The organism is Sphingobium soli, from assembly GCF_020782245.1.
GTDB classification, from domain to species: Bacteria; Pseudomonadota; Alphaproteobacteria; order Sphingomonadales; family Sphingomonadaceae; genus Sphingobium; species Sphingobium soli.
Map to the genome: position 1 here is coordinate 212,320 of NZ_JAJGNP010000001.1, position 20,745 is coordinate 233,064.

Sequence of the window (20,745 nt, forward strand, 5' to 3'; positions counted from 1 at the left end):
CGTTGCTGATTCATCCTGGGTGCTGACTTTGGTCTGCGCCGATCGTGTCGGCATCGTCGCCGCCGTCAGCCAGTTTCTTGCGGAGCGAGGCGGGTTCATCACCGACAGCCAGCAATATGCCGATCGCGACGCGGACCTGTTCTTCATGCGCGTCGCGTTCGAGGCAACCGACGATCGGATGCGCGATACCCAGACCCTGCGCGCGGACTTTGCCACGATCGGTACGCGCTTCGCGATGGATTGGTCGCTGGAAGAAGCGCGCCACCGGCCCCGCATGCTGATTGCGGTGTCGAAGGGATCGCACTGCCTGGCCGATCTGCTGCACCGGTGGCAGGCCGGTATGCTGGCGGTAGATATCATGGGGGTCGTGTCCAACCATCCCGACATGCGGCGCATCACCGAATGGCATGGCATCCCCTATCATGAGTTACCGCCGAACGGCGACAAGGCAGCGCAAGAGGCCGCGTTGCTCGACATTTTTGAGCGCGGCCGTTCCGATTATCTGATCCTGGCCCGCTATATGCAGGTGCTATCGGAGCAGATGGTCGATCGGCTGGCGGGGCGCTGCGTCAACATCCACCACAGCTTCCTTCCTGGCTTCAAGGGCGCGCGCCCCTATCACCGGGCGCATGAGCGCGGAGTCAAGCTGATCGGTGCGACCGCGCATTTCGTCACCGCCGACCTGGACGAAGGCCCGATCATCGAACAGGCGGTCGAGCGCGTCGATCATCGCGCCACGCCGGAGGACCTTATCCGCATCGGCCGCGATATCGAGGCGCAGGTGCTTGCCCGTGCGGTTTCCTGGATCGCCGACCGGCGCGTGCTGCGCAATGGCGGCAAGACGGTCGTTTTCCGATAGGCGCCTAATTTTCTGGGCAACCGAATCGCCCTGCTCAGGCGCTGTGGAGCCTGTAGACCGTCAAAAAGCCAATGCGCGCTTTTCAGCCGACCAAGCTGTACAAAAACCAGCCTACAATCAGCAAGCTGGAGATAATGCAGATACGGTCGCCGAAAACATCAATACGAGACATGAATAGACATCCTTCACCCAGGAGCGATCTTCGTCGCTTCTGGCGAAAGATTACAACAAAGCGGCCGTTAACGAAACTGGAAAATTGCGAAATGTGAAGGCCAGCTTGGAATAAAAACAGAAGGCTGATCGCGGCTAATCGCGCCTGGCAATATCATTTTCAGCCACCGGATTCTGGTGGCGTAGATATGCCGCTGTCGCCTCTTCAGCCCCCCGATAGGCTTCCTGCCAGCGGGCGCTCCAATATTTCAGGTCCTGCAAATCGATGCGTGCGCCCGACACGGCGCAGAGCACAAATTGCCCGGGCCGGATGATCGCAAAATCCGCCGCATCATATTCCAGAACTGCCAAGCCCGGGACATCGCCGATCATCTGCATCAATCGCCCGTCAGGATACGATCGACCAGTTGCTTTACGGTCGGGACGAATCCATTCGAATAGAAAGGATCCTGCTTGAAACGATAGGCCGCATGGCCCGCAAATAGCAGATTCTTGTCGAGATCGCCGCCATGAACCGATTCCTGGAGCGATTTCTGGATGCAGAAGCTGCGTGGATCGGCAAGGCGGCCTGTGGAGTTGGTCTCGCTATCCATCCAGCTGGAAAAGGCGCATTGGCTGAGGCAACCCATGCAATCTGTCTGATCCTTGCGGATTTCCGCTTTTTCTTCTTCGGTTACGAACACCAGCGTATTGTCTGGCGTTTTCAGGGCGGAGGTGAAGCCAGCGCCGAACCATTGGCGGGCGCGCTGAAGATCGCCCAGCGTCACCCAGAAATTCTTGCCCTTTACGCCGACATCCAGCTGATGCGTGTGGTCGCCTGCCTGTTCCGTGCTGAAAGGAATTTGCCGTTCCGACCGCGCTTCGAGCGAGCGGAGAAAGGGATTGCGGATCGCCGAACTGTAGAAACCGGTTGGCGAAAATTTGTGTAGCAGAACGTCACCAGGCTCCAGGTGCAGCAGGCGATCTTTCCATTCCTGGGGGATGGGGCTTTCCTGCGTCAGCAACGGACGAGTGCCGAACTGGAACATGATGGAGCCAAGTTCGGGGTTATCGATCCAGTCGTTCCAGTCCTTGAGCGCCCAGACACCCCCGGCCATGACGATGGGCACATCATCCGAAATGCCGCCTTCGCGCATCGTGTCGCGCAGTGCCTTGACGCGGGGATAGGGATCCTGCGGCGCACGTGGATCCTCGGCATTGGAAAGGCCATTATGACCGCCGGCCAGCCACGGATCTTCATAGACCACCGCCGCGAGCCATTCCGACGCCTTGGAATAGGCACGCTTCCACAACGCGCGGAAGGCGCGACCCGAAGACACGATGGGCAGATAGGACACGTCATAGGATGCCGCGATTTCGGAAAGCTTGTAAGGCATGCCCGCGCCGCAGGTGACGCCTGCCACCATACCGCGCGTCTTTTCCAATACGCCATGCAGCACACGCTGCGCGCCGCCCATTTCCCATAGGACGTTGATGTTGATCGCGCCCTTGCCCCCGGCAATCTCGAACGCGCGCTTCACCTGCTCGACCGCGCCATCGATCGCATAGGCGATCAGTTCTTCATGCCGGTCGCGCCGGGTACGGCCATGGTAGATCTGGGGAATGATGTTACCGAAACTGTCATAGCTGTCCGCGTTGACTGCGGACACTGTTCCGATGCCACCGGCAGCTGCCCACGCACCTGAACTGGCGTGGTTGGACACGGCGACACCCTTGCCGCCTTCGACCAGCGGCCAGACTTCGCGGCCGCCATAGACGATGGGCTTCAACCCCTTGAACAACGACATCTCCTGCACATGCGCCCGATCCATGTCCGGGTAAAGCGACCTTATAGCAGCATCGGCTGCCCATGACGAATTTCGCGCGCCCTAGCGCAAAATCATGGGGCTGGCCAGAGCTTCGCCGTAGAGAGACGCATAAGCATTTACCATAGTTTCCTCCGCGAAATCGCGGGCGGCGCGCGCCTGATTGGCGGCGCCCAGCCGGGCACGCAGTTCAGTGTCAGCAGCCAGTTGCCCGAGCGCGTGAGCCAGCCCTTGCTCATCGCATACGACGAAGGGGCGGTTTTCCGGCGCAACCATGTTGGCGACATCACCGACATCCATCGAAGCAGCAGGCAGTCCGGCCGCCATAGCCTCCACCAGCGAAATCGGAAATTGCTCGCTATCCGAAGACAGGGCAAAGATATCGAACAGACCGACGAAGCGCCAGGGACGGTCAAGAAAGCCCGCCATGTGCATATCGTGCAGTCCGTGGGCGGCCGCCTCGGCGATGATCGCCGCTCGCTCAGGCCCTTCCCCCACCACGACCAATTGCAGCCGATCCTTGTGCGCTGCGACCGCACGGACCAGCCGGGGGATATTCTTGACCGCGCGCAATCCGGCAAGCGTGCCGACCAGCAGCTTGCCGGGCGTGCGCACCAGACCGGGAATCGCGTCTGTCACTGGCGGGACGCCATAGCGCGCGACGTCAATGCCATTGCGGATAAGGTGCAGCCTATGCGCGGGTTGCTTCCAGACGTTGCACGCAATGCTTTCCAGCAGCACCGAAGGCACGACAAGGCCATGCGCCCGTTGGAGCGCAATGCGGCGAAAAAGATTGCGCTTGGTCTTTAATCCCTCTGCCTCATCCGCATTGAAGCCATCTTCATGATGGATGAGCGGCGGCAGCCCCTTGGCAGTCCCGCCGCCCAGGCGATGGGCCATCACTGCGTCCATCGCCCCCCAATTATAAGTCAGGACAAGGTTGAAGCCTTTGAGGAAAGCACGGATTTCGCGATAGCGCGCAAAGCCGGGCTTGCCCGCAAAGGACGGGGCATCGGGATAAGCGACCTCAATACCCGGATCGATGGCGTCGCGCGCGCCCATGGCGAACGGGTCGGCGCTCATAATGCTGTGGCGCGCCTTGTCGCCCCAGATGTTCATCAGGCGGGTTGCGCGCGCTTCCTTACCGCCGAGGGAAAAGCTGCCATGGACATGGAGAATATGCGGTGGTTCAGCCACGCAACACCCGATCGAGCAGCCGGTCGATCGCAGCCAGACTCTCGGGTTCGTCGAGCACTGGCGCATGGCCCACATCAGGCACGGTGACCAGTTCAGCGCTTTCGCCAATGTCGCGCGCCATCCGAAGGGCATTGTCGGCGCTCAGCAGATCGGAACGCGACCCGCGCAGCAGCAGCGTCGGAATACCGCCAAAGGCGGGCATGACGGGCCACATATCGACTCCGGTTTCGCTGCCCATCGCGCGAATGGGTTCGGCGATCTTCATGTCATAGTCCAGCACGATGCGCCCGCCGCTGTTGAGGCGATAGAGGCGCTTGGCCATGGCGATCCATTGTTCCAGGCCATAGCCCGGATAAACGTCACCATTGGCGTCAGCGAGCGCGCGGGCGGCATGAACCCAGGTCGGATGGGATTGCCCGACGCCGACATAGGAGCGGATGCGGTCAAGCCCGGCGGGGTCCAGCGCCGGGCCAACATCATTGAGCAACGCGCCCGCAAGCCATTCGCGATGGGTGGCAGCGATCAACATGGTAAGGATGCCGCCCAGCGACGTTCCGATCGCGACGAATCTGGTGATAGCCAGATCGGCGAGCAGGCGGCTGATATCCTGGAGATAGGTCAGCGGCACATAGCTCATCGCGTCCTTGGCATAGGCGCTTTCCGCACGGCCGCGCATGTCGGGACAAATAAGGCGCCATTGGCCCGAAAGTCGTTCAGCCAGCGGCTCGAAATCGCGCGCATTGCGCGTCAGGCCGGGCAGGCAAAGCAAAGGCGGCCGACCATCATCGGCGCCTTGCCTGATATAATCCCGATAATGGAGCCGCAGCCCGTCGGGTGACCACCAATATCCATCCGTATAGCCGGTCAAACTTGATCCTTCCGCCCTGACACCCCCATATCGCCGCATGAGCCAGACGCCGCAAGCCGCCAATTATCGTCCCGCGACCGAAATCGACGCGTTGATGCCCGACATCGCCGATCCAGTGGCCGCCGCCGATTTCCCAAAGACGATCCTGCGCTATCGCAATGACCGTGCTGCGGCTGATGTTGGGCTCGATGGGCTGACTGATGATGCCTGGATCGCCCATTTCGGCCGCTTTGCGCCGCTGGCAGGCAGCCTGCCCCAGCCGCTGGCGCTGCGCTATCATGGCCACCAGTTCCGCCATTATAATCCCGACATCGGTGATGGCCGTGGGTTCCTGTTTGCCCAGTTGCGCGACCACCAAGGCCGCCTGATGGACCTTGGCACCAAGGGATCGGGACAAACCCCCCATAGCCGCTTTGGCGACGGGCGGCTGACGCTGAAGGGCGGCGTGCGCGAGATTCTGGCGACGGAAATGCTGGAGGCCCTGGGCGTCAATACGTCGCGCACGCTCTCCATTATCGAGACGGGCGAAGCGCTGGAGCGCAATGACGAGCCGTCCCCGACACGGGGCGCCGCCATGGTGCGCCTGAGCCATTCCCATATCCGCATCGGCACATTCCAGAGGGCGGCATTTCTGGAAGACACAGCGCTGCTGGAGCGATTGACCGATTATGCGCTGAGGCATCTATACGACGAGATGCCTGGAGATGATCCTGCGGCCCAATTGCTCGGCCTTGTGGTCGAGCGCACCGCCGATCTGGCTGCAAGCTATATGGTGGCGGGCTTCGTCCACGGCGTGCTCAACAGCGACAATATCAACGTCACGGGCGAGAGTTTCGACTATGGCCCCTGGCGGTTCACGCCATTATGGGAGCCCGCCTTCACCGCCGCCTATTTCGACCATGGCGGCCTTTACGCCTTCGGTCGGCAGGCCGAGGCTATCCATTGGGACGTGGCACAACTGGCCGTGTCGCTTCGGGTGATCACGCCGGCAGAGCCGCTCATAGCGCAACTGGAACGCTTTCCAGACCTGTATGGCGCTGCCGTGCAGCGGCGTTTCTGCTGGCGGCTTGGCGTTCAGGAAAATGCGCAGTCCGGTTCGATGATCGAGGCGGCCGTACGCGGCATGACGCAAACCGGCACGCCTATCGACCGGTTCTTCCATGACTGGCGCGGCGGCGTCGCGCCCGCACCTGCTGTCTATGCAGATGCGGCATGGGCGCCGTTCCGGGAGAGCATCGTGGCGTGCGAGCCGGAGCCTGATGCCCGAATGCATGATTACTGGCAGGATGCAGAACCGTGTTCGATGCACATCGAAGAGGTCGAGGCGATCTGGAGCGCCATCGACCGGCATGATGATTGGGAACCGCTCTATGCCAAGGTCGCTGCGATCCGTCGCATGGGCGCGGCGCATGGCAGCGGGTCAGTGGCATGATCCCGACACCCTCTCATTTCGTTAACCAATTTCCCGCATAGCGTTATCCAAATGGTCGCGTCGCTTACATCCCACGAACCCGCCACGGGCACCCTGCTTTGGCAGGGGGAGCCGGGCGATGTCGAAGCGGAAGTCGCCGCGGCGCGCGCGAGCTGGCCGCGATGGGCGGCGCAGCCCATCGCCTATCGCATCGAAACGCTGCGCCGCTTCGTCAATGTCGTTCGGCGCGAAGACGAAGCGCTGGCCGACCTGATCGCGCGAGAAACAGGAAAGCCGCTTTGGGAGGCGCGCGACGAAGTAGCGGCGTTGATGGGCAAGGTCGATATCAGCGTCGCCGCCTATTCGGAACGCACAGGTCAACGTCGGCTGGAAGCCAATATGGGCGCACGCCAGTCCGTCCGGCACAAACCCCATGGCGTCATGGCAGTGTTGGGACCTTACAATGCCCCTGCGCAACTACCGGGCGCACATATCATCCCTGCGCTGCTCGCGGGCAATGCCGTCGTGTTCAAACCCTCTGACCGGACCCCGGCCGTTGGCGAAATGCTGGTGCGGTTGCTGCACGAAGCGGGAATTCCAACAGGCGCGATGCGATTGTTGCAGGGTGGCCCCGACATAGGGAAGGCACTGGCTTCCCACGCGGATGTCGGCGGCATATTATTCACCGGGTCTGCGCAAACCGGTATTGCGATCAACCGCCAATTCGCGGCGCAGCCGTCGAAGATCCTGGCACTGGAAATGGGCGGCAACAATCCCATCCTGGTGTGGGATACGCCAGAAATTCCGGCGGCCGCCGCCATCGTCGTGCAATCCGCCTTCCTGACGAGCGGGCAAAGATGCACTGCTGCCAGTCGCCTGATCGTGCGGGACAACATCGCCGACACGCTGATTGCCGAAGTCAAGAAACTGGCCGACCGCTTGATCGTCGATCAGCCCCATGCGACGCCGACGCCCTATATGGGTCCGGTCATCGACAATCAGGTCGCGGACGGTTTGACCGAAAGCTTTCTGTGGCTGATGAGCAATGGCGGGCGCCCGATCAAGCATATGGTGCGCACACGGCCCGGCCTCCCTTTCCTCAGTCCAGCGATCATCGATGTGACGAATATGAAGGAACGGCCCGATGTCGAGCTGTTCGGACCCTTGTTGCAGGTGATCCGGGTGAGCGATTTCGGCGAGGCGATCGCGGAGGCCAATAACAGCCGCTATGGGCTGGCGGCTTCGCTCGTCGGCGGATCACCGGAACAATATAATCAATTCTGGTCCAATGTCCGCGCCGGCGTCATTCACTGGAATCGTCCCACCAACGGCGCAGCATCCAATGCGCCGTTCGGGGGCATCGGCATTTCGGGCAACCATCGGCCAGGCGCCTATTATGCCGCGGACTATTGCGCCTATCCCGTCGTTTCGGCGGAGCTGGAGAAGCCACGCGCCTCCATTGGCGTTGGCCTTAAGGACATAGACGTCAGCGCGATGGGCGAATGAGGCTGGCGTCGGCGCAAAAACATTTCCTAATCCCCCGCATATCCATTCTGAATTGAACTGCGACGGGGCATTGGCCATCTGCAATGGCATGGATGACATTATCCCTGCCACCGTCTTTTTGGTCGGCGCAGGTCCGGGCGATCCGGACTTGCTGACGATCAAAGCCGCACGCCTGATCGGCGAGGCCGACGTCATCGTGCATGACGGTCTGGTGTCGGACGCTATCCTGGCGCTGGCTTCGCCGGACGCAGAGCTTATTTCGGTCGCCAAGCAACGCAGCCGCCATTCCATGCCGCAGGATGCGATCAATGTCTTACTGATCGATCTGGCGCGCGAAGGGCGCAAGATCGTGCGGTTGAAGGGTGGCGATCCTTTCATCTTTGGCCGGGGCGGCGAGGAAGTGGATGCCTGCCGCACGGCGGGCGTGCCGGTCGAGGTGGTTCCGGGCATCAGCGCAGCCATCGGTAGCGCGGCGCAGGCGCAGCTTCCCCTTACCCATCGCGCCGCGTCCAGCGCCGTGACCTTTGTCGCTGGCCAGTGCAAGGGCCTGTCGGATCAGGACTGGTCGGGCCTGGCGGGAATCGGGCGTACGCTCGCCATCTATATGGGCGTAGCGACCGCGACCGATATTGCCGACAAATTGATCGCGGACGGCGTTTCGCCCGCGCTGCCAGTAGCGGTTCTGGAAAACGGAACCCGGCCCCAGATGCGGACGCTGCGGACATTGCTTGCCGATCTGGGCGACATGGTGGTGCGCGAAAAAATTGCCAGCCCGGCGCTGATCGTGGTGGGCGAAGTGGCGGCACACGCACTGGCGCATGATATGCTCGACGCCTGCCGTGCGCTGGCAAACACTCAAGAAGGTCGGGCCACCGGCGGGAAAAGGGTAGAATGAAGATATTGACGGGCAATGACCTGGTGAGTGGCGACGTCATCTGGTGGGCGGGCGACGGCTGGTCGCGCCAGGTGGGCGACAGCATCGACGTAGGGCAGACCGGCGACGACCTTGCTCGGACCGAGGAAGCGGCCTTGCGCGTCGTGGGCGCCTACGTGATCGACGCCACCATAACCGACGAGGGCGTTCGCCCCGCGCATATCAAGGACCGCATTCGCGCGCTCGGCCCCACGGTGCGCCCCGACCTGACCCTGAAACCGAACGATGCCGATGCCGGCAATTGGGTGATCTGAACCATGTATCGTTATGACAGCTATGACCAGTCCATGGTGGACGCCCGCGTCGAGGAATTTCGCGATCAGGTGCAGCGCCGCCTGACCGGGGCGTTAACTGAGGATCAGTTCAAGCCGCTGCGGCTGATGAACGGCCTTTATCTGCAATTGCACGCCTATATGCTGCGCATCGCCATCCCCTATGGCACGCTGTCGGCCAGGCAAATGCGTAAGCTGGGTGAGATCGCGCAGAAATATGACCGCGGTTATGGCCACTTCACGACGCGCCAGAACCTGCAGTATAACTGGATCAAACTGGCCGACGCACCCGACATTCTCGCTGAGTTGGCGACCATCGAAATGCACGCGATCCAGACCAGCGGCAATTGCATCCGCAACATCTCGTCCGACCAATATGCGGGCGTTTCCGCAGACGAAGTGGCGGACCCCCGCCCCTGGGCCGAACTGCTACGCCAATGGTCAAGCTTTCACCCCGAATTCACCTATCTGCCGCGCAAGTTCAAGATCGCGGTGATTGCGTCTGACGAAGATCGCGCGGCGATGCGGCTGCACGACATCGGGCTGAAGCTGGTGGAGCGCCACGGCGCGATCGGCGCGGAAGTCTATGCCGGGGGCGGCATGGGGCGCACCCCGATGGTCGCGCCCCTGATCCGCGATTTCGTGCCCGAAGACGAGATCATTTCCTATCTGGAAGCATGCCTGCGCGTCTATAATCGCTATGGGCGCCGCGATAACAAATACAAGGCCCGGATCAAGATCCTGGTCCATGAACTGGGCGTCGAGGAATATCAGCGGCAGGTCGAGGAAGAATTTGCGCATATGCGCACGCTCGGCCTCAACCCGCCGGTCGAGGAACTGGACCGCATCCGCGCCTTTTTCGCACCGCCCGCCTATGAAAGCGACCTGACCCAAGACATCGATCGCAGCGACCCGGCCTTCGCCCTGTGGGTCGACCGGCAAGTCGCCACACATAAGGCGGCTGGCTATGCCATCGTCAATATCAGCCTGAAGCCGCTGTCCGGCATCCCCGGCGACGCTTCGGCCGAGCAGATCGAACTGGTGGCCTCGCTGGCCGAGCAATATAGCCTGGACGAAATCCGGGTGACGCATGCGCAGAACCTGGTTCTGCCGCACGTGAAGAAGGCGGACCTGTACGCCATCTGGCAGAAGTTGGATGAGGCCGGCCTCGCCGAGGCCAATCTTGACCTTATCACCGACATCATCGCCTGCCCTGGCCTGGATTATTGCGCGCTCGCCAATGCGCGGTCGATCCCGCTAGCACAGAAAATCGCGCAGCGGTTCGCCGACGCGGAAAGGCAAGCAGAGCTGGGCGAATTGAAGCTCAAGATTTCAGGCTGCATCAACGCCTGCGGCCACCATCATGCCGGTCATATCGGCATATTGGGCGTGGACCGGAAGGGCGTGGAAAATTTCCAGCTGCTGCTGGGCGGTTCGGGCGCGGACGATGCTTCGCTGGGGCAGATCACCGGCCCCGGTTTTTCCGAAGATGGCGTCATCGACGCGATCGAGAAGGTGACAGATATCTATCTGGCCCAGCGCGAGGGCGACGAGCGCTTCCTGGACACCTATCGCCGCATCGGCATGAAGCCCTTCAAGGAGGCGATCTATGGTTGAATTCCTGTCATTTCGCGATGGCGACGCCGCGCAGGAACCCGCCGTTACGGTAGAAGCCTTCACCGGTCAGTCCAATTCCACCGCGGTGCGGATCGAGGCGGGCGAGGATGCGCGCGAATTGCTGCCGCATCTCGACAGGCTCTCGCTGGTCGAAGTGAACTTTCCCGCTTTTGGCGACGGGCGCGGTTACTCGGCCGCCCGCATCCTGCGCGAAGCAGGCTATGCGGGCGAATTACGCGCGGTAGGCGATGTTCTGGTCGATCAGATCGTCGCCATGCGCCGTTGCGGCTTTGATAGTTTCCACCCTGCCAAGCCGCTGGACGACGAAGCGGTCGAGCGTGCGCTTACGCGCTACGCCGATGTCTACCAAAAATCGGTCGATGGCCGTGCGCCCATCTGGGCGAAGCGGCATCCGGAGAACATAGATGGCTGAACCTGCCCGCAAGATCGACATTATCGACGCGCGCCCTGCCTTCACGCAGGGCGATGCCGACGCGCTCAACGCGCGGTTTGAAGGCATCGACACGTTGACGATGCTCAAGACCGTGTTCGCCGAGGGCCTGGCTGGCAACGTCGCGGTCGTCTCCTCTTTCGGCACCGAAAGCGCCGTGCTGCTGGATCTGGTGGCCAGGGCGGACCGGACCGTGCCGGTAATCTTCGTCGACACGCTCAAAATGTTCGCGGAAACGCTGAATTATAGGGACACACTCATCAAGCGGCTGGGGTTTACCGACAGCCGCACCGTGACGCCCCTTCCCGATGCCATTGCCAGCAAGGACGCAACGGGCTTGCGCTGGTCCTATGATCCCGATGGGTGCTGCGAGATTCGCAAGGTCGAGCCTATGAAGCGCGCCAAGGATGGCCTGGACGCCTGGATTTCGGGCCGCAAGGCGTTCCAGTCCGTGACCCGTCAGAACCTTCCCCGGTTCGAGGTGGAGGACGGCCGATTAAAGATCAATCCGCTGGGCGACTGGACCAAGACCGATCTGGAAGCCTATTTCGCCGAGCACGATCTGCCGCGGCATCCGCTGGAGGCGCAGGGCTATCTGTCGATCGGCTGCGAGCCCTGCACGTCCAAGGTGCTGCCCGGCGAAGACCCGCGCGCCGGGCGCTGGCGTGGCTGGGACAAGGTGGAATGCGGCATCCATTCGCCGGTCAGTCCAATTCCGGGACCAGACGACGACGCCAATGATCCCGCGAATATGCCTGTGTTCTGAGGCCGACCGGCATTTCGCGCCTTTTGGTTCACGCGAGAGACGCCGAGACGCGCAGGATGGCCGGGGAAGTCCGCTCACTGCAGTTTTTGGTGCGTGCAGAGGCGCAGAGAATGCGACGCTTTCTCCTGAAAATCGCTAATGACTAGGTAGCATAGGCAGCGGCCGCAGGCCGCGAAAAAGGCTCCGCGCTTCCCCGCGAAAAAGAGCCGAAACATTCGTCGAAACCGGCCCTATCCCGCTGCCTTGACGATGTCCGCCCATGCCTGTTCGGTAATGACTTCGATGCCGAGCGCCGTCGCCTGTTTGAGCTTGGTCCCCGCCCCAGGCCCCGCCACCACCAAATCTGTCTTGGCGCTGACCGACCCCGCAGCCTTCGCGCCCAGCCGCTCGGCCTGCGCTTTGGCCTCGTCACGGCTCATGGTTTCCAGCTTGCCGGTGAAGACCACGGTCTTGCCGGTCACGGCGCTGGCGGTCGTTTCCACTACATAGGGCGGCGGCGAAACTTCCGAGAGGAGATCGTCCCACGCATCGACATTATGGGGTTCGTGGAAGAAATCTGCGAGCGCATGCCCAACGGCCGCGCCGACATTTTCAACGCCAATATGCTCGGCGATCGCCTTGTCCATCTTGGCCTGGGTTTCATGTTCCTGATCGCGTAAAAGCATGACATCCTGCGCAAGCGCACGGATGGTCGGCAATGTGACGTAGCGTTTCAACAGGTCGCGCGCCGTCACCGCGCCGACATGGCGGATGCCCAGGCCAAAGAGCAGGCGCGCTGCATCTGGCTGGCGCTTGGCCTCAATCGCCATGAGCAAATTATCGACCGACTTTTCCTTCCAGCCTTCGCGACCGAGCAGATCGGCGCGATGTTTTTTAAGGCGGAAGATGTCGGCCGGCTCTGCGATCCAGCCAAGATCGAGAAACTCCTGAATCGTCTTTTCGCCCAGGCCTTCAATATCGAGAGCGGCGCGGCTGACGAAGTGGCGCAGACGCTCGAACCGCTGTGCCGGGCAGATCAGACCGCCGGTGCAGCGAACATCAACCTCCCCTTCTTCCCGCACAGCTTCGGAGCCGCAGACGGGGCAATGGGTCGGAAAGGGGAAGGGTTCGCGCGCCTCATCACGGGTGAGATTGTCGACGACCTGGGGGATGACATCGCCGGCGCGCTGGACAATGATTCGGTCGCCGGGTCGGACACCAAGGCGCGCAATCTCGTCGGCATTGTGCAGGGTGACATTGGAGACGACGACGCCGCCGACGGTCACAGGCGTGAGGCGGCCAACGGGGGTGAGCTTGCCCGTCCGGCCGACCTGGATGTCGATGGCTTCCAGCGTGGTCTGCGCGCGTTCTGCGGGGAATTTGTGGGCGATGGCCCAACGCGGCGCCTTTGCGACGAAGCCCAGCCGCTGCTGCCAGTCGAGCCGGTCGACCTTGTAGACCACGCCATCAATGTCGAAGGGCAGATCGGCGCGCCCGGCCTCTATGGTGCGGTAGTGGGCGATAAGGGCATCGAGACTGTCGACGCAGGCCAGCATGTCGGACACGGGCAGGCCCCAGCCCGCGATTGCCTGCATGACGCCCAGTTGCGTATCGGCGGGCAGCGCGCTGTGGGCACCCCAGCCATGGGCTAGGAAGCGCAGCGGACGGCTGGCGGTGACAGTGGCGTCCTTCTGCCGCAGCGATCCGGCGGCGGCGTTGCGCGGGTTGGCGAACTGGCGAGCTTTTTCAGCGTTTTCCGCTTCGGCAAGCAGCCGGGCATTGAGTGCCACGAAATCGCCCTTGGCCATATAAACCTCGCCGCGTATCTCGAACAGGTCGGGGATGGCTTCGCCGGTCAGACGCTGGGGAATATCGGCAATCGTGTGGACATTGGCGGTAACGTCTTCGCCGGTCGTGCCGTCCCCGCGCGTGGCGGCAAGGACCAGTTCGCCTTTTTCATAGCGCAGCGAACAGGACAGTCCGTCAATCTTCGGCTCGGCAGTGAGGGCAACGGGCGCATCGTCTGGCAGCGCCAGGAAGCGGCGAATGCGCGCGAGGAAATCGGCGATATCCTCGTCCGAAAAGCCATTGTCGAGGCTCATCATGCGAACGGCATGAGGGACTTTCTTGAGCGCCGTCGTCGAGGCCGCGCCCACCTGCGCATTGGGCGAGTCCGCGCGGATCAAATGCGGGAAGGCGGCTTCGAGCGCGTTATTTTCGCGGATCAGCGCATCATAGTCCGCGTCGCTGATCTCCGGCGCGTCCTGATCGTGATAAAGGCGGTTATGCTTCGCCACTTCCTTGGCGAGGCGCATCAGGCGGTTGGCCGCTTCGGCTTCGGTCAGCATCGCTGGATCAGTCATCGGGCTGCCTTAGCGCTTGTCGAGCGCGCACGGAAGCGCGCGGCGGCAATGCCCTACATCTTCTCGTTGATGCCGGATTGGACCGGCCACCGCGATAGGGTATCGCGTTGCGCATCCCCGGCCCGCCGAGCCGAGCCGCCTTCAGGTTGCAGAAAAGCGAGATTACGCTGCCGAACAGCCCAGTCAGCGGCCACACCCAATTCACGATGGCCATTTTCTGCGGCCGCCGCATGATATCAACCAGGATGACCACCACGCACAGGATTGCGAGGGTTAACGAAGCGATGGAAAGCCCATGCAGCCAATCTGGAAAATGCGCTGACGCCATGCGGTCTTAACAGGGACGCGCCCCACTGTTTCCATGGAAATGATCTAGCCGCGTTCCAGCAATCGCTCTGCCTGCGCCCTTGCTTCCGCCGTAATTTCCGCTCCCGACAACATGCGCGCGATTTCTTCGCGGCGCTCTGCATCGTCCAGGGCGTGGACCCCCGTGCGTGTGACGGTGCCATCGGACGACTTGGCGATCAGCATATGGCCCGCGCCGCGCGCCGCGACCTGAGGGCTGTGGGTGACAACAAGGATCTGGTTACTCTGCGCGAGGCGGCTGAGGCGCTCACCGATCGCGTCGGCGACCGCGCCGCCCACACCCCGGTCGATCTCGTCGAAGATCAGCGTGTCCGCCCCACCCCGCTCCGCCAGCGCGACCTTCAAGGCGAGGATGAAGCGCGACAATTCGCCGCCCGATGCGATTTTGGCAAGTGGCGCGAAGGGCGCGCCGGGATTGGTCGAGATTTCAAACTCCACCCGGTCCATGCCCTGTGCGCTCCATTGGCCCTCGTCTAGTTGGGCAACGACGGTGCGGAAGCGGGCGGCGTCAAGCTTGAGCGGGGCCAGCTCCCCCGCGACCGCCGCATCCAGCCGACCGGCAGCCAGCTGGCGCTCCGCAGACAGCGCCTGTGCCGCGACGCGATAAAGATCGGCTTTTTGCGCCACATCCTGTTCCAGCGCGGCGATATGCTCCTCCCCACCCTCGATCGCGACAAGCCTTGCTGCCATGTCGTCGCCAAGCGCTGCGAGATCGTCTGGCGCAACCTGATGTTTGCGCGCAAGACCGCGCAGGTCGAACAGACGGGTTTCAATGGAGTCGAGACGCGCGGGATCGAAACTCAACGCCTCGGCGGCCTCGGCCAGCCGATCCTCCGCCTCCCCGGCCTCGACCACGGCGCGGTCGAGGGATTCGAGCACGGCGGCCAATAGCGGTTCCTCCCCGGCGATCCGGTCCAATCGGCGCGCCGCCTGCCGCAATTGGGCGAGGCCCCCGTCCGACCCGGTCAGGCAATCGCTGATCGTAGCGAGATCATCGGTCAGGCGCGCGCCCTTCTGCATGGCGGCGCGCTCTTCGGCCAAAGTCGCCTCTTCGCCAGCTTGCGGGGCGAAGGTGCGCAGTTCCTCAACGGCGTGGGTGAGATAGTCGCGATCCCGCGCGGCGGTCGCCACCGTTTCACGCGCTTGGCTCAACGCATTGGCAGCAACGCGCCAGTCGGCATGCGCCTTCGCCACAGCAGCTGTATCGCATCGACCATAAGTATCGAGCATGGCGCGATGCCCGCGAGGATTGAGCAGTCCCCGATCGTCATGCTGCCCATGGATTTCCACCAACGAGCCGCCCAATTCGCGTAACAGAGCGGCCGAACATGGCTGATCATTGATAAAAGCTCGGCTGCCGCCATCGGCCTTCACCATGCGGCGAATGAGCAAGGGCTCGCCCGGCTCCATATCTATGCCATTGTCAGCCAATAGAGCGGCGGCCGGATGATCGGGCGCGGGCGGGTTGAAGGCCGCGATGACGCTGGCCTGCTGCTCGCCCGCGCGCACCAGTCCGGTGTCGGCGCGCGCGCCAAGCGCCAGGCCAAGCGAGTCGAGCAGGATCGACTTGCCCGCGCCCGTCTCGCCAGTCAGCACACTGAGGCCAGCGCCAAACTCCAGGTCCAGCGCCTCGATCAGCACGACATTGCGGATCGCGAGGCTCGTCAGCATGACGTGGTCCTACCCGTCAATGCACAAAAGGGGAACAGGGAAAGCGGCGGCTCAGGCCGCGCCGCCATGTTCCTGCATCAGCTTGTAGCTGCGCTCATACCATTTGGTGCCCGGATAATTGCGGCCGAGCACGGCGGCGGCCTTTTGCGCTTCGGTCGGGATGCCGAGCGACAGATAGGATTCGACCAGGCGCTCTAACGCTTCGGGCGTATGGGTCGTCGTCTGATATCTATCGATGACCGTGCGGAACCGCAGCGTGGCCGCAAGCCACTGGCCGCGCCGCTGATAGAAGCGACCAACCTCCATTTCCTTGCCGGCCAGATGGTCGTTGACCAGATCGACCTTCAATCGCGCATCGGCGGCATAGCGCGTCTGGGGATAGCGACGGATCAGTTCGCCGAGCGAATCGAGCGCCTGCTGCGTGATCTTCTGGTCGCGGGTGACGTCGGCGATCTGCTCATAATAGCAGATGGCGATCAGATAATAAGCGTAGGGCGCATCCTTGTTGCCAGTGTGGATCGACAGGAAGCGCTGCGCCGCCGAAATGGATTCGGCATAATCGCGGTTCATATAATAGCTGAACGCCGACATGAGTTGCGCGCGGCGCGCCCAGGGCGAATAGGGATGCTGACGCTCCACCTCATCGAACAGCGCGGCCGCCAGCTTATACTGGCCGCGATCAAGCCGGTCCTTGCCGCTGTTATATAATGTCGACACGTCCCGGGCGACATAGAGCGTGTCCGCCTTGTTCTTCGATGTCGAACAGCCGGTCAGGACGGGCGAGGCGATCAGGACCAGAGCGGTGGCCGCGCCGATGCGCGTCAGGGTTTTCGTCAGCATGGGGCGGGTCATAGCCGAGCGACGCGCCGCCGCCAAGCGCCAGAATGGTGCGCCCTGTTCAACAGGTCGCAGCCAGCGGCAAGTCAAGTCGCGCGATGGTGCCGCCCGTTGCGGCGGGCTGTAGCGCGAAGCGGCCGCCAAGCTGCATCGCCAGCGCGTTGGCGATGCGCAGGCCCAAAGACGGCCCCTCATTCGCGTCGAAATTTGGCGGAACGCCCTTGCCATTGTCCATGATGCGCAGCGTGAGTTCGCCGTCCGCGCTTTCCAACGTTACACAGATAGTGCCGGGCCGGTCAGGCAGACCATGTTCGATCGCATTGCTGACCGATTCCGCCACGACCAAAGCCAGGGGTACCGTGACGTCCGAGGCCAGGACCAATGCCTCCGGCGCGGAAACCTCAACCTTGACATCGCTGCGACCCGATGCGTCCAGAATGTCCGCGGTCAGGGTATGAAGAAAAGCGTTCATATCCTGTCCTCGCCCCGATGGATCATAGAGGGCGCGACTGATTCTGCCGATCAAAGCCAGCCGCGCGGACGCATCATCCAGCGCACGCCGCGCCACGTCATGATCGACATGCCGCCGCTGGAGCGACAGCATCGCTGCGACCACCTGAAGATTATTGGACACCCGGTGTTGCAACTCGCGAAACAGCAGCTCGCGATTTTCGGCCAGCGCGCGGCTACGTTCGCGCTCAACCGCCAGATTGAAATTGGCGCGTTGCATGAAATGGATGAGGATAATGTCCACCGTAACGACGCCGGTATAGAACAGCATGGCCGTCGCCACGGCGGGATTCAGGGTAAAACTGTGGATCGGGTTGATGAAAAAATACCAGGAGGCAAAACCCCCGATAGTGGCCCCGAAAATTCCCGGCCGAACACCGAACAGGAAGGAAGACAGGATGACAGCCGGGAAGAAGGTAACGAACGGATAGCCCTGCGGTAACAAGGGTTCCGCTGCAAAACGCAGCATCAGCCCCGCCGTGCAGAACAGAAAGGTCAGCAGATAGGCATATATCGGTCGGTCAAGGACGAGCGGCAGGCGTTCGACAAAGCGCTCGTTGCTCCGCTGCATGATGATCCCCGTTTGGCTGGTCGGCACAATATCCAAGTCCTTACGGAAGCGCATTGATTGAAATCAGTCAACCGGCCCATCCACCAAAAAAGGCGTCCGAAACCGAACGCCTTCTTCAGTTGCTCCCCTTTTCAGGGTCGGCTTATCAGTCCTGGGTCAGGAAGTCGGGCAGCCCAGCGCTGGAGCCGTCATCGTCGCCCTTGCCGCCGCCATCGCCACGGGGGCCACGGTCGCGACGGGGACCACGATCGCCACGACCGCCACGGTCGCCACCGCGATCACGACGGTTGCGGTCGCCACGGCCTTCCCCCCGGTCGCCGCGCGGTTCACGCGGTTCGCGGGCGGGACGGGTGTCCTCCAGTTCCTCGCCAGTTTCCTGATCGACGACGCGCATGGACAGGCGCACCTTGCCGCGCGGGTCGATTTCGAGAACCTTGACCTTCACTTCCTGGCCTTCCGACACGACGTCGGTCGGCTTTTCCACGCGCTCATTCTTCATTTCGGACACGTGGACAAGACCGTCCTTGCCGCCCATGAAGTTCACGAACGCGCCAAAGTCAACGATGTTGACTACCTTGCCGCTGTAGATCTTGCCGACTTCCGCTTCCTCGACGATGCCGAGAATCCACTTTTTCGCGGCTTCGATCTGGGCGGTATCGGACGAGGAAATCTTGATGATGCCTTCGTCGTCGATATCGACCTTCGCACCGGTTTCCGCGACGATCTCGCGGATGACCTTGCCGCCCGTGCCGATGACGTCGCGAATCTTCGACTTGTCGATCTGGATCGTTTCGATGCGCGGAGCATGCGCCGACAATTCGGTGCGGGTCGAGGACAGCGCCTTGCTCATCTCACCCAGGATATGCGCGCGGCCTTCCTTCGCCTGACGCAGGGCGACTTCGAAGATTTCCTGCGTGATGCCGGCGACCTTGATGTCCATCTGCATCGTGGTGATGCCGTTTTCCGTGCCCGCGACCTTGAAGTCCATGTCGCCCAGATGATCCTCATCACCCAGGATGTCGCTGATGACGGCATAGTCCTTGCCTTCCAGGATCAGGCCCATGGCGATGCCCGACACCGGACGCTTCAAGGGAACACCTGCGTCCATCATCGAAAGCGAACCGCCGCAGACGGTCGCCATCGACGACGAACCGTTGGACTCGGTGATGTCGGAGAGGACGCGGATGGTGTAGGGGAACTCATCCTTGCTTGGCAGCACGGGATGCAGCGCGCGCCAGGCGAGCTTGCCATGACCCACTTCACGACGACCCGGCGCACCGAAGCGGCCGACTTCACCGACCGAATAGGGCGGGAAGTTATAGTGCAGCATGAAGTTTTCATAATGCAGGCCAGTGAGGCCGTCGATCATCTGCTCGGCGTCCTTGGTGCCCAGCGTGGTGGTGCAGATCGCCTGCGTTTCACCGCGGGTGAACAAAGCCGAACCATGGGTGCGCGGCAGGAAGCCGACCATCGCCTCGATCGGACGGATCTGCGTCGTGGTGCGGCCATCGATGCGCTGGCCGTCCTTGAGGATCGCAGTGCGGACGATTTCGGCTTCCAGCTTCTTGGTCAGCTTGATCCCGGCCATGACGGTCTGGGCGTCCAGTTCTTCCTCAGCGAAGAAGGCCTTAGCCTTGGCGCGCGCTTCGTTGAGCGCATTGGAGCGCGCCGACTTGTCGGTCAGCTTGTAGGCGGCGGCGATATCCTTGCCGATCAGCTTGGTCAGCTTCTTTTTGAGGCCGCCAAGATCATCCTGCGCGGCCATTTCCCAAGGATCCTTGGCTGCCTGCTCGGCAAGGTCGATGATCGCATTGACGACCTTCTTGGCCGCGTCATGCGCAAACATGACAGCGCCCAGCATGACGTCTTCCGACAATTCCTTGGCTTCGGATTCGACCATCATCACGGCGTTACCCGTGGCGGCCACGACGAGGTCGAGGTCGCCTTCCTTCGCTTCTTCGAGCGAGGGATTCAGCTGATATTCGCCATCCTTGTAGCCCACGCGCGCAGCGCCGATCGGCCCCATGAAGGGCACGCCCGACAGGGTGAGCGCAGCCGAGGCAGCGATCATCGCCACGATGTCGGGTTCGCTTTCGCCGTCGAAGCTCAACACCTGAGCAATAACGTTGATTTCGTTGTAGAAACCTTCGGGGAACAGCGGGCGGATCGGACGGTCGATCAGACGGGAAACCAGTGTTTCCTTTTCCGTCGCGCCGCGCTCGCGCTTGAAGAAGCCGCCGGGGATGCGGCCGGCAGCGGAATATTTTTCCTGATAATGGACGGTGAGCGGGAAGAAATCCTGCCCGTCCTTCACCGACTTGGCGGCGGTCACGGCGCACAGGACCACCGTTTCGCCATAGGTCGCCAGCACGGCGGCGTCGGCCTGACGCGCAATGCGACCGGTTTCGAGAGTCAGGGTCTTGCCTGCCAGCTCGATCGAAACTTTCTTTACATCAAACATGCTTTTTCCTTCGCCCGCCATGGCCCTATTGCCCGGCGGGGCCTCATCTGCGGGCTAACCGGCCCGCTGCGGTGTCGGAGCATCGTGTGGCTCCGTATTCGGGGATCGCACCGGATTGCGCGATCTCCCT

At 62.2% G+C, this 20,745-nt stretch carries 18 protein-coding genes; 8 read left to right on the top strand and 10 right to left on the bottom strand.

What is annotated here, in order from left to right; translation table 11 throughout:
- Positions 1-19: 19 nt before the first annotated feature.
- Positions 20-859, top strand: coding sequence for a formyltetrahydrofolate deformylase (gene purU / locus LL253_RS00960; protein ID WP_228225869.1), 840 nt, complete (start codon positions 20-22; stop codon positions 857-859).
- A gap of 306 nt (positions 860-1,165) precedes the next feature.
- Here purU and LL253_RS00965 read toward each other — a convergent pair whose 3' ends face one another.
- The 4 genes from LL253_RS00965 to LL253_RS00980 form a co-directional block, all read right to left on the bottom strand.
- Positions 1,166-1,402, bottom strand: coding sequence for a DUF2093 domain-containing protein (locus LL253_RS00965; protein WP_228225870.1), 237 nt, complete (start codon positions 1,400-1,402; stop codon positions 1,166-1,168).
- Between the two features lie 5 nt (positions 1,403-1,407).
- Positions 1,408-2,811: an NAD(P)H-dependent flavin oxidoreductase gene (locus LL253_RS00970; RefSeq protein WP_037543392.1), complete on the bottom strand. Its 1,404-nt coding sequence runs from the start codon at positions 2,809-2,811 to the stop codon at positions 1,408-1,410.
- An 87-nt stretch (positions 2,812-2,898) separates the two neighbouring features.
- Entirely contained in the window at positions 2,899-4,032 is a 1,134-nt protein-coding gene (locus LL253_RS00975) for a glycosyltransferase (protein ID WP_228225871.1), read from the bottom strand.
- Positions 4,025-4,900: an alpha/beta fold hydrolase gene (locus tag LL253_RS00980; protein WP_228225872.1), complete on the bottom strand. Its 876-nt coding sequence runs from the start codon at positions 4,898-4,900 to the stop codon at positions 4,025-4,027. Before LL253_RS00980 ends, LL253_RS00975 begins: the two co-directional genes overlap by 8 nt.
- 37 nt (positions 4,901-4,937) lie before the next feature.
- Here LL253_RS00980 and LL253_RS00985 point away from each other — a divergent pair, with 37 nt between their 5' ends.
- The 7 genes from LL253_RS00985 to LL253_RS01015 all read left to right on the top strand — a co-directional run bounded on the left by LL253_RS00985 (position 4,938) and on the right by LL253_RS01015 (position 11,857).
- Positions 4,938-6,332 (top strand): protein adenylyltransferase SelO family protein, encoded by a 1,395-nt coding sequence (locus LL253_RS00985; protein WP_228225873.1) that lies wholly within the window; start codon positions 4,938-4,940, stop codon positions 6,330-6,332.
- A gap of 51 nt (positions 6,333-6,383) precedes the next feature.
- Entirely contained in the window at positions 6,384-7,817 is a 1,434-nt protein-coding gene (astD, locus tag LL253_RS00990; protein WP_228220766.1) for a succinylglutamate-semialdehyde dehydrogenase, read from the top strand.
- Positions 7,818-7,905: 88 nt separating this feature from the next.
- The gene (gene cobA, locus LL253_RS00995; RefSeq protein WP_228225874.1) at positions 7,906-8,712 is read left to right on the top strand and encodes a uroporphyrinogen-III C-methyltransferase; all 807 of its coding nucleotides are present in this window, start codon (positions 7,906-7,908) and stop codon (positions 8,710-8,712) included.
- Positions 8,709-9,005, top strand: coding sequence for a DUF2849 domain-containing protein (locus tag LL253_RS01000; protein ID WP_009822376.1), 297 nt, complete (start codon positions 8,709-8,711; stop codon positions 9,003-9,005). The genes cobA and LL253_RS01000 overlap by 4 nt, the downstream gene beginning before the upstream one ends.
- Before the next feature lie 3 nt (positions 9,006-9,008).
- Positions 9,009-10,640 carry a nitrite/sulfite reductase gene (locus LL253_RS01005; RefSeq protein ID WP_228225875.1) on the top strand — a complete coding sequence of 544 codons (1,632 nt, stop codon included), beginning with the start codon at positions 9,009-9,011 and terminating at the stop codon, positions 10,638-10,640.
- On the top strand, positions 10,633-11,073 hold the full coding sequence (locus LL253_RS01010; protein WP_228225876.1) for a DUF934 domain-containing protein: 441 nt from the start codon (positions 10,633-10,635) through the stop codon (positions 11,071-11,073). The genes LL253_RS01005 and LL253_RS01010 overlap by 8 nt, the downstream gene beginning before the upstream one ends.
- A complete protein-coding gene (locus tag LL253_RS01015) occupies positions 11,066-11,857 on the top strand; it encodes a phosphoadenylyl-sulfate reductase (protein ID WP_228225877.1) in 792 nt (263 codons plus the stop codon). The genes LL253_RS01010 and LL253_RS01015 overlap by 8 nt, the downstream gene beginning before the upstream one ends.
- A gap of 230 nt (positions 11,858-12,087) precedes the next feature.
- Here LL253_RS01015 and ligA read toward each other — a convergent pair whose 3' ends face one another.
- From ligA to pnp, 6 genes are all read right to left on the bottom strand, one after another.
- The gene (gene ligA / locus LL253_RS01020; RefSeq protein ID WP_228225878.1) at positions 12,088-14,199 is read right to left on the bottom strand and encodes an NAD-dependent DNA ligase LigA; all 2,112 of its coding nucleotides are present in this window, start codon (positions 14,197-14,199) and stop codon (positions 12,088-12,090) included.
- The gene (locus LL253_RS01025) at positions 14,192-14,527 is read right to left on the bottom strand and encodes a hypothetical protein (protein WP_228225879.1); all 336 of its coding nucleotides are present in this window, start codon (positions 14,525-14,527) and stop codon (positions 14,192-14,194) included. The genes ligA and LL253_RS01025 overlap by 8 nt, the downstream gene beginning before the upstream one ends.
- A 44-nt stretch (positions 14,528-14,571) precedes the next feature.
- Positions 14,572-16,236, bottom strand: coding sequence for a DNA repair protein RecN (gene recN / locus LL253_RS01030; protein ID WP_009822381.1), 1,665 nt, complete (start codon positions 16,234-16,236; stop codon positions 14,572-14,574).
- Between the two features lie 51 nt (positions 16,237-16,287).
- Positions 16,288-17,076, bottom strand: a complete 789-nt coding sequence (locus LL253_RS01035; RefSeq protein ID WP_228225880.1) for an outer membrane protein assembly factor BamD — start codon at positions 17,074-17,076, stop codon at positions 16,288-16,290.
- Positions 17,077-17,134: 58 nt separating this feature from the next.
- On the bottom strand, positions 17,135-18,154 hold the full coding sequence (locus LL253_RS01040; protein WP_228225881.1) for a sensor histidine kinase: 1,020 nt from the start codon (positions 18,152-18,154) through the stop codon (positions 17,135-17,137).
- 145 nt (positions 18,155-18,299) lie between these two features.
- Positions 18,300-20,615 (bottom strand): polyribonucleotide nucleotidyltransferase, encoded by a 2,316-nt coding sequence (pnp, locus tag LL253_RS01045; protein WP_037543400.1) that lies wholly within the window; start codon positions 20,613-20,615, stop codon positions 18,300-18,302.
- Between the last annotated feature and the right edge of the window lie 130 nt (positions 20,616-20,745).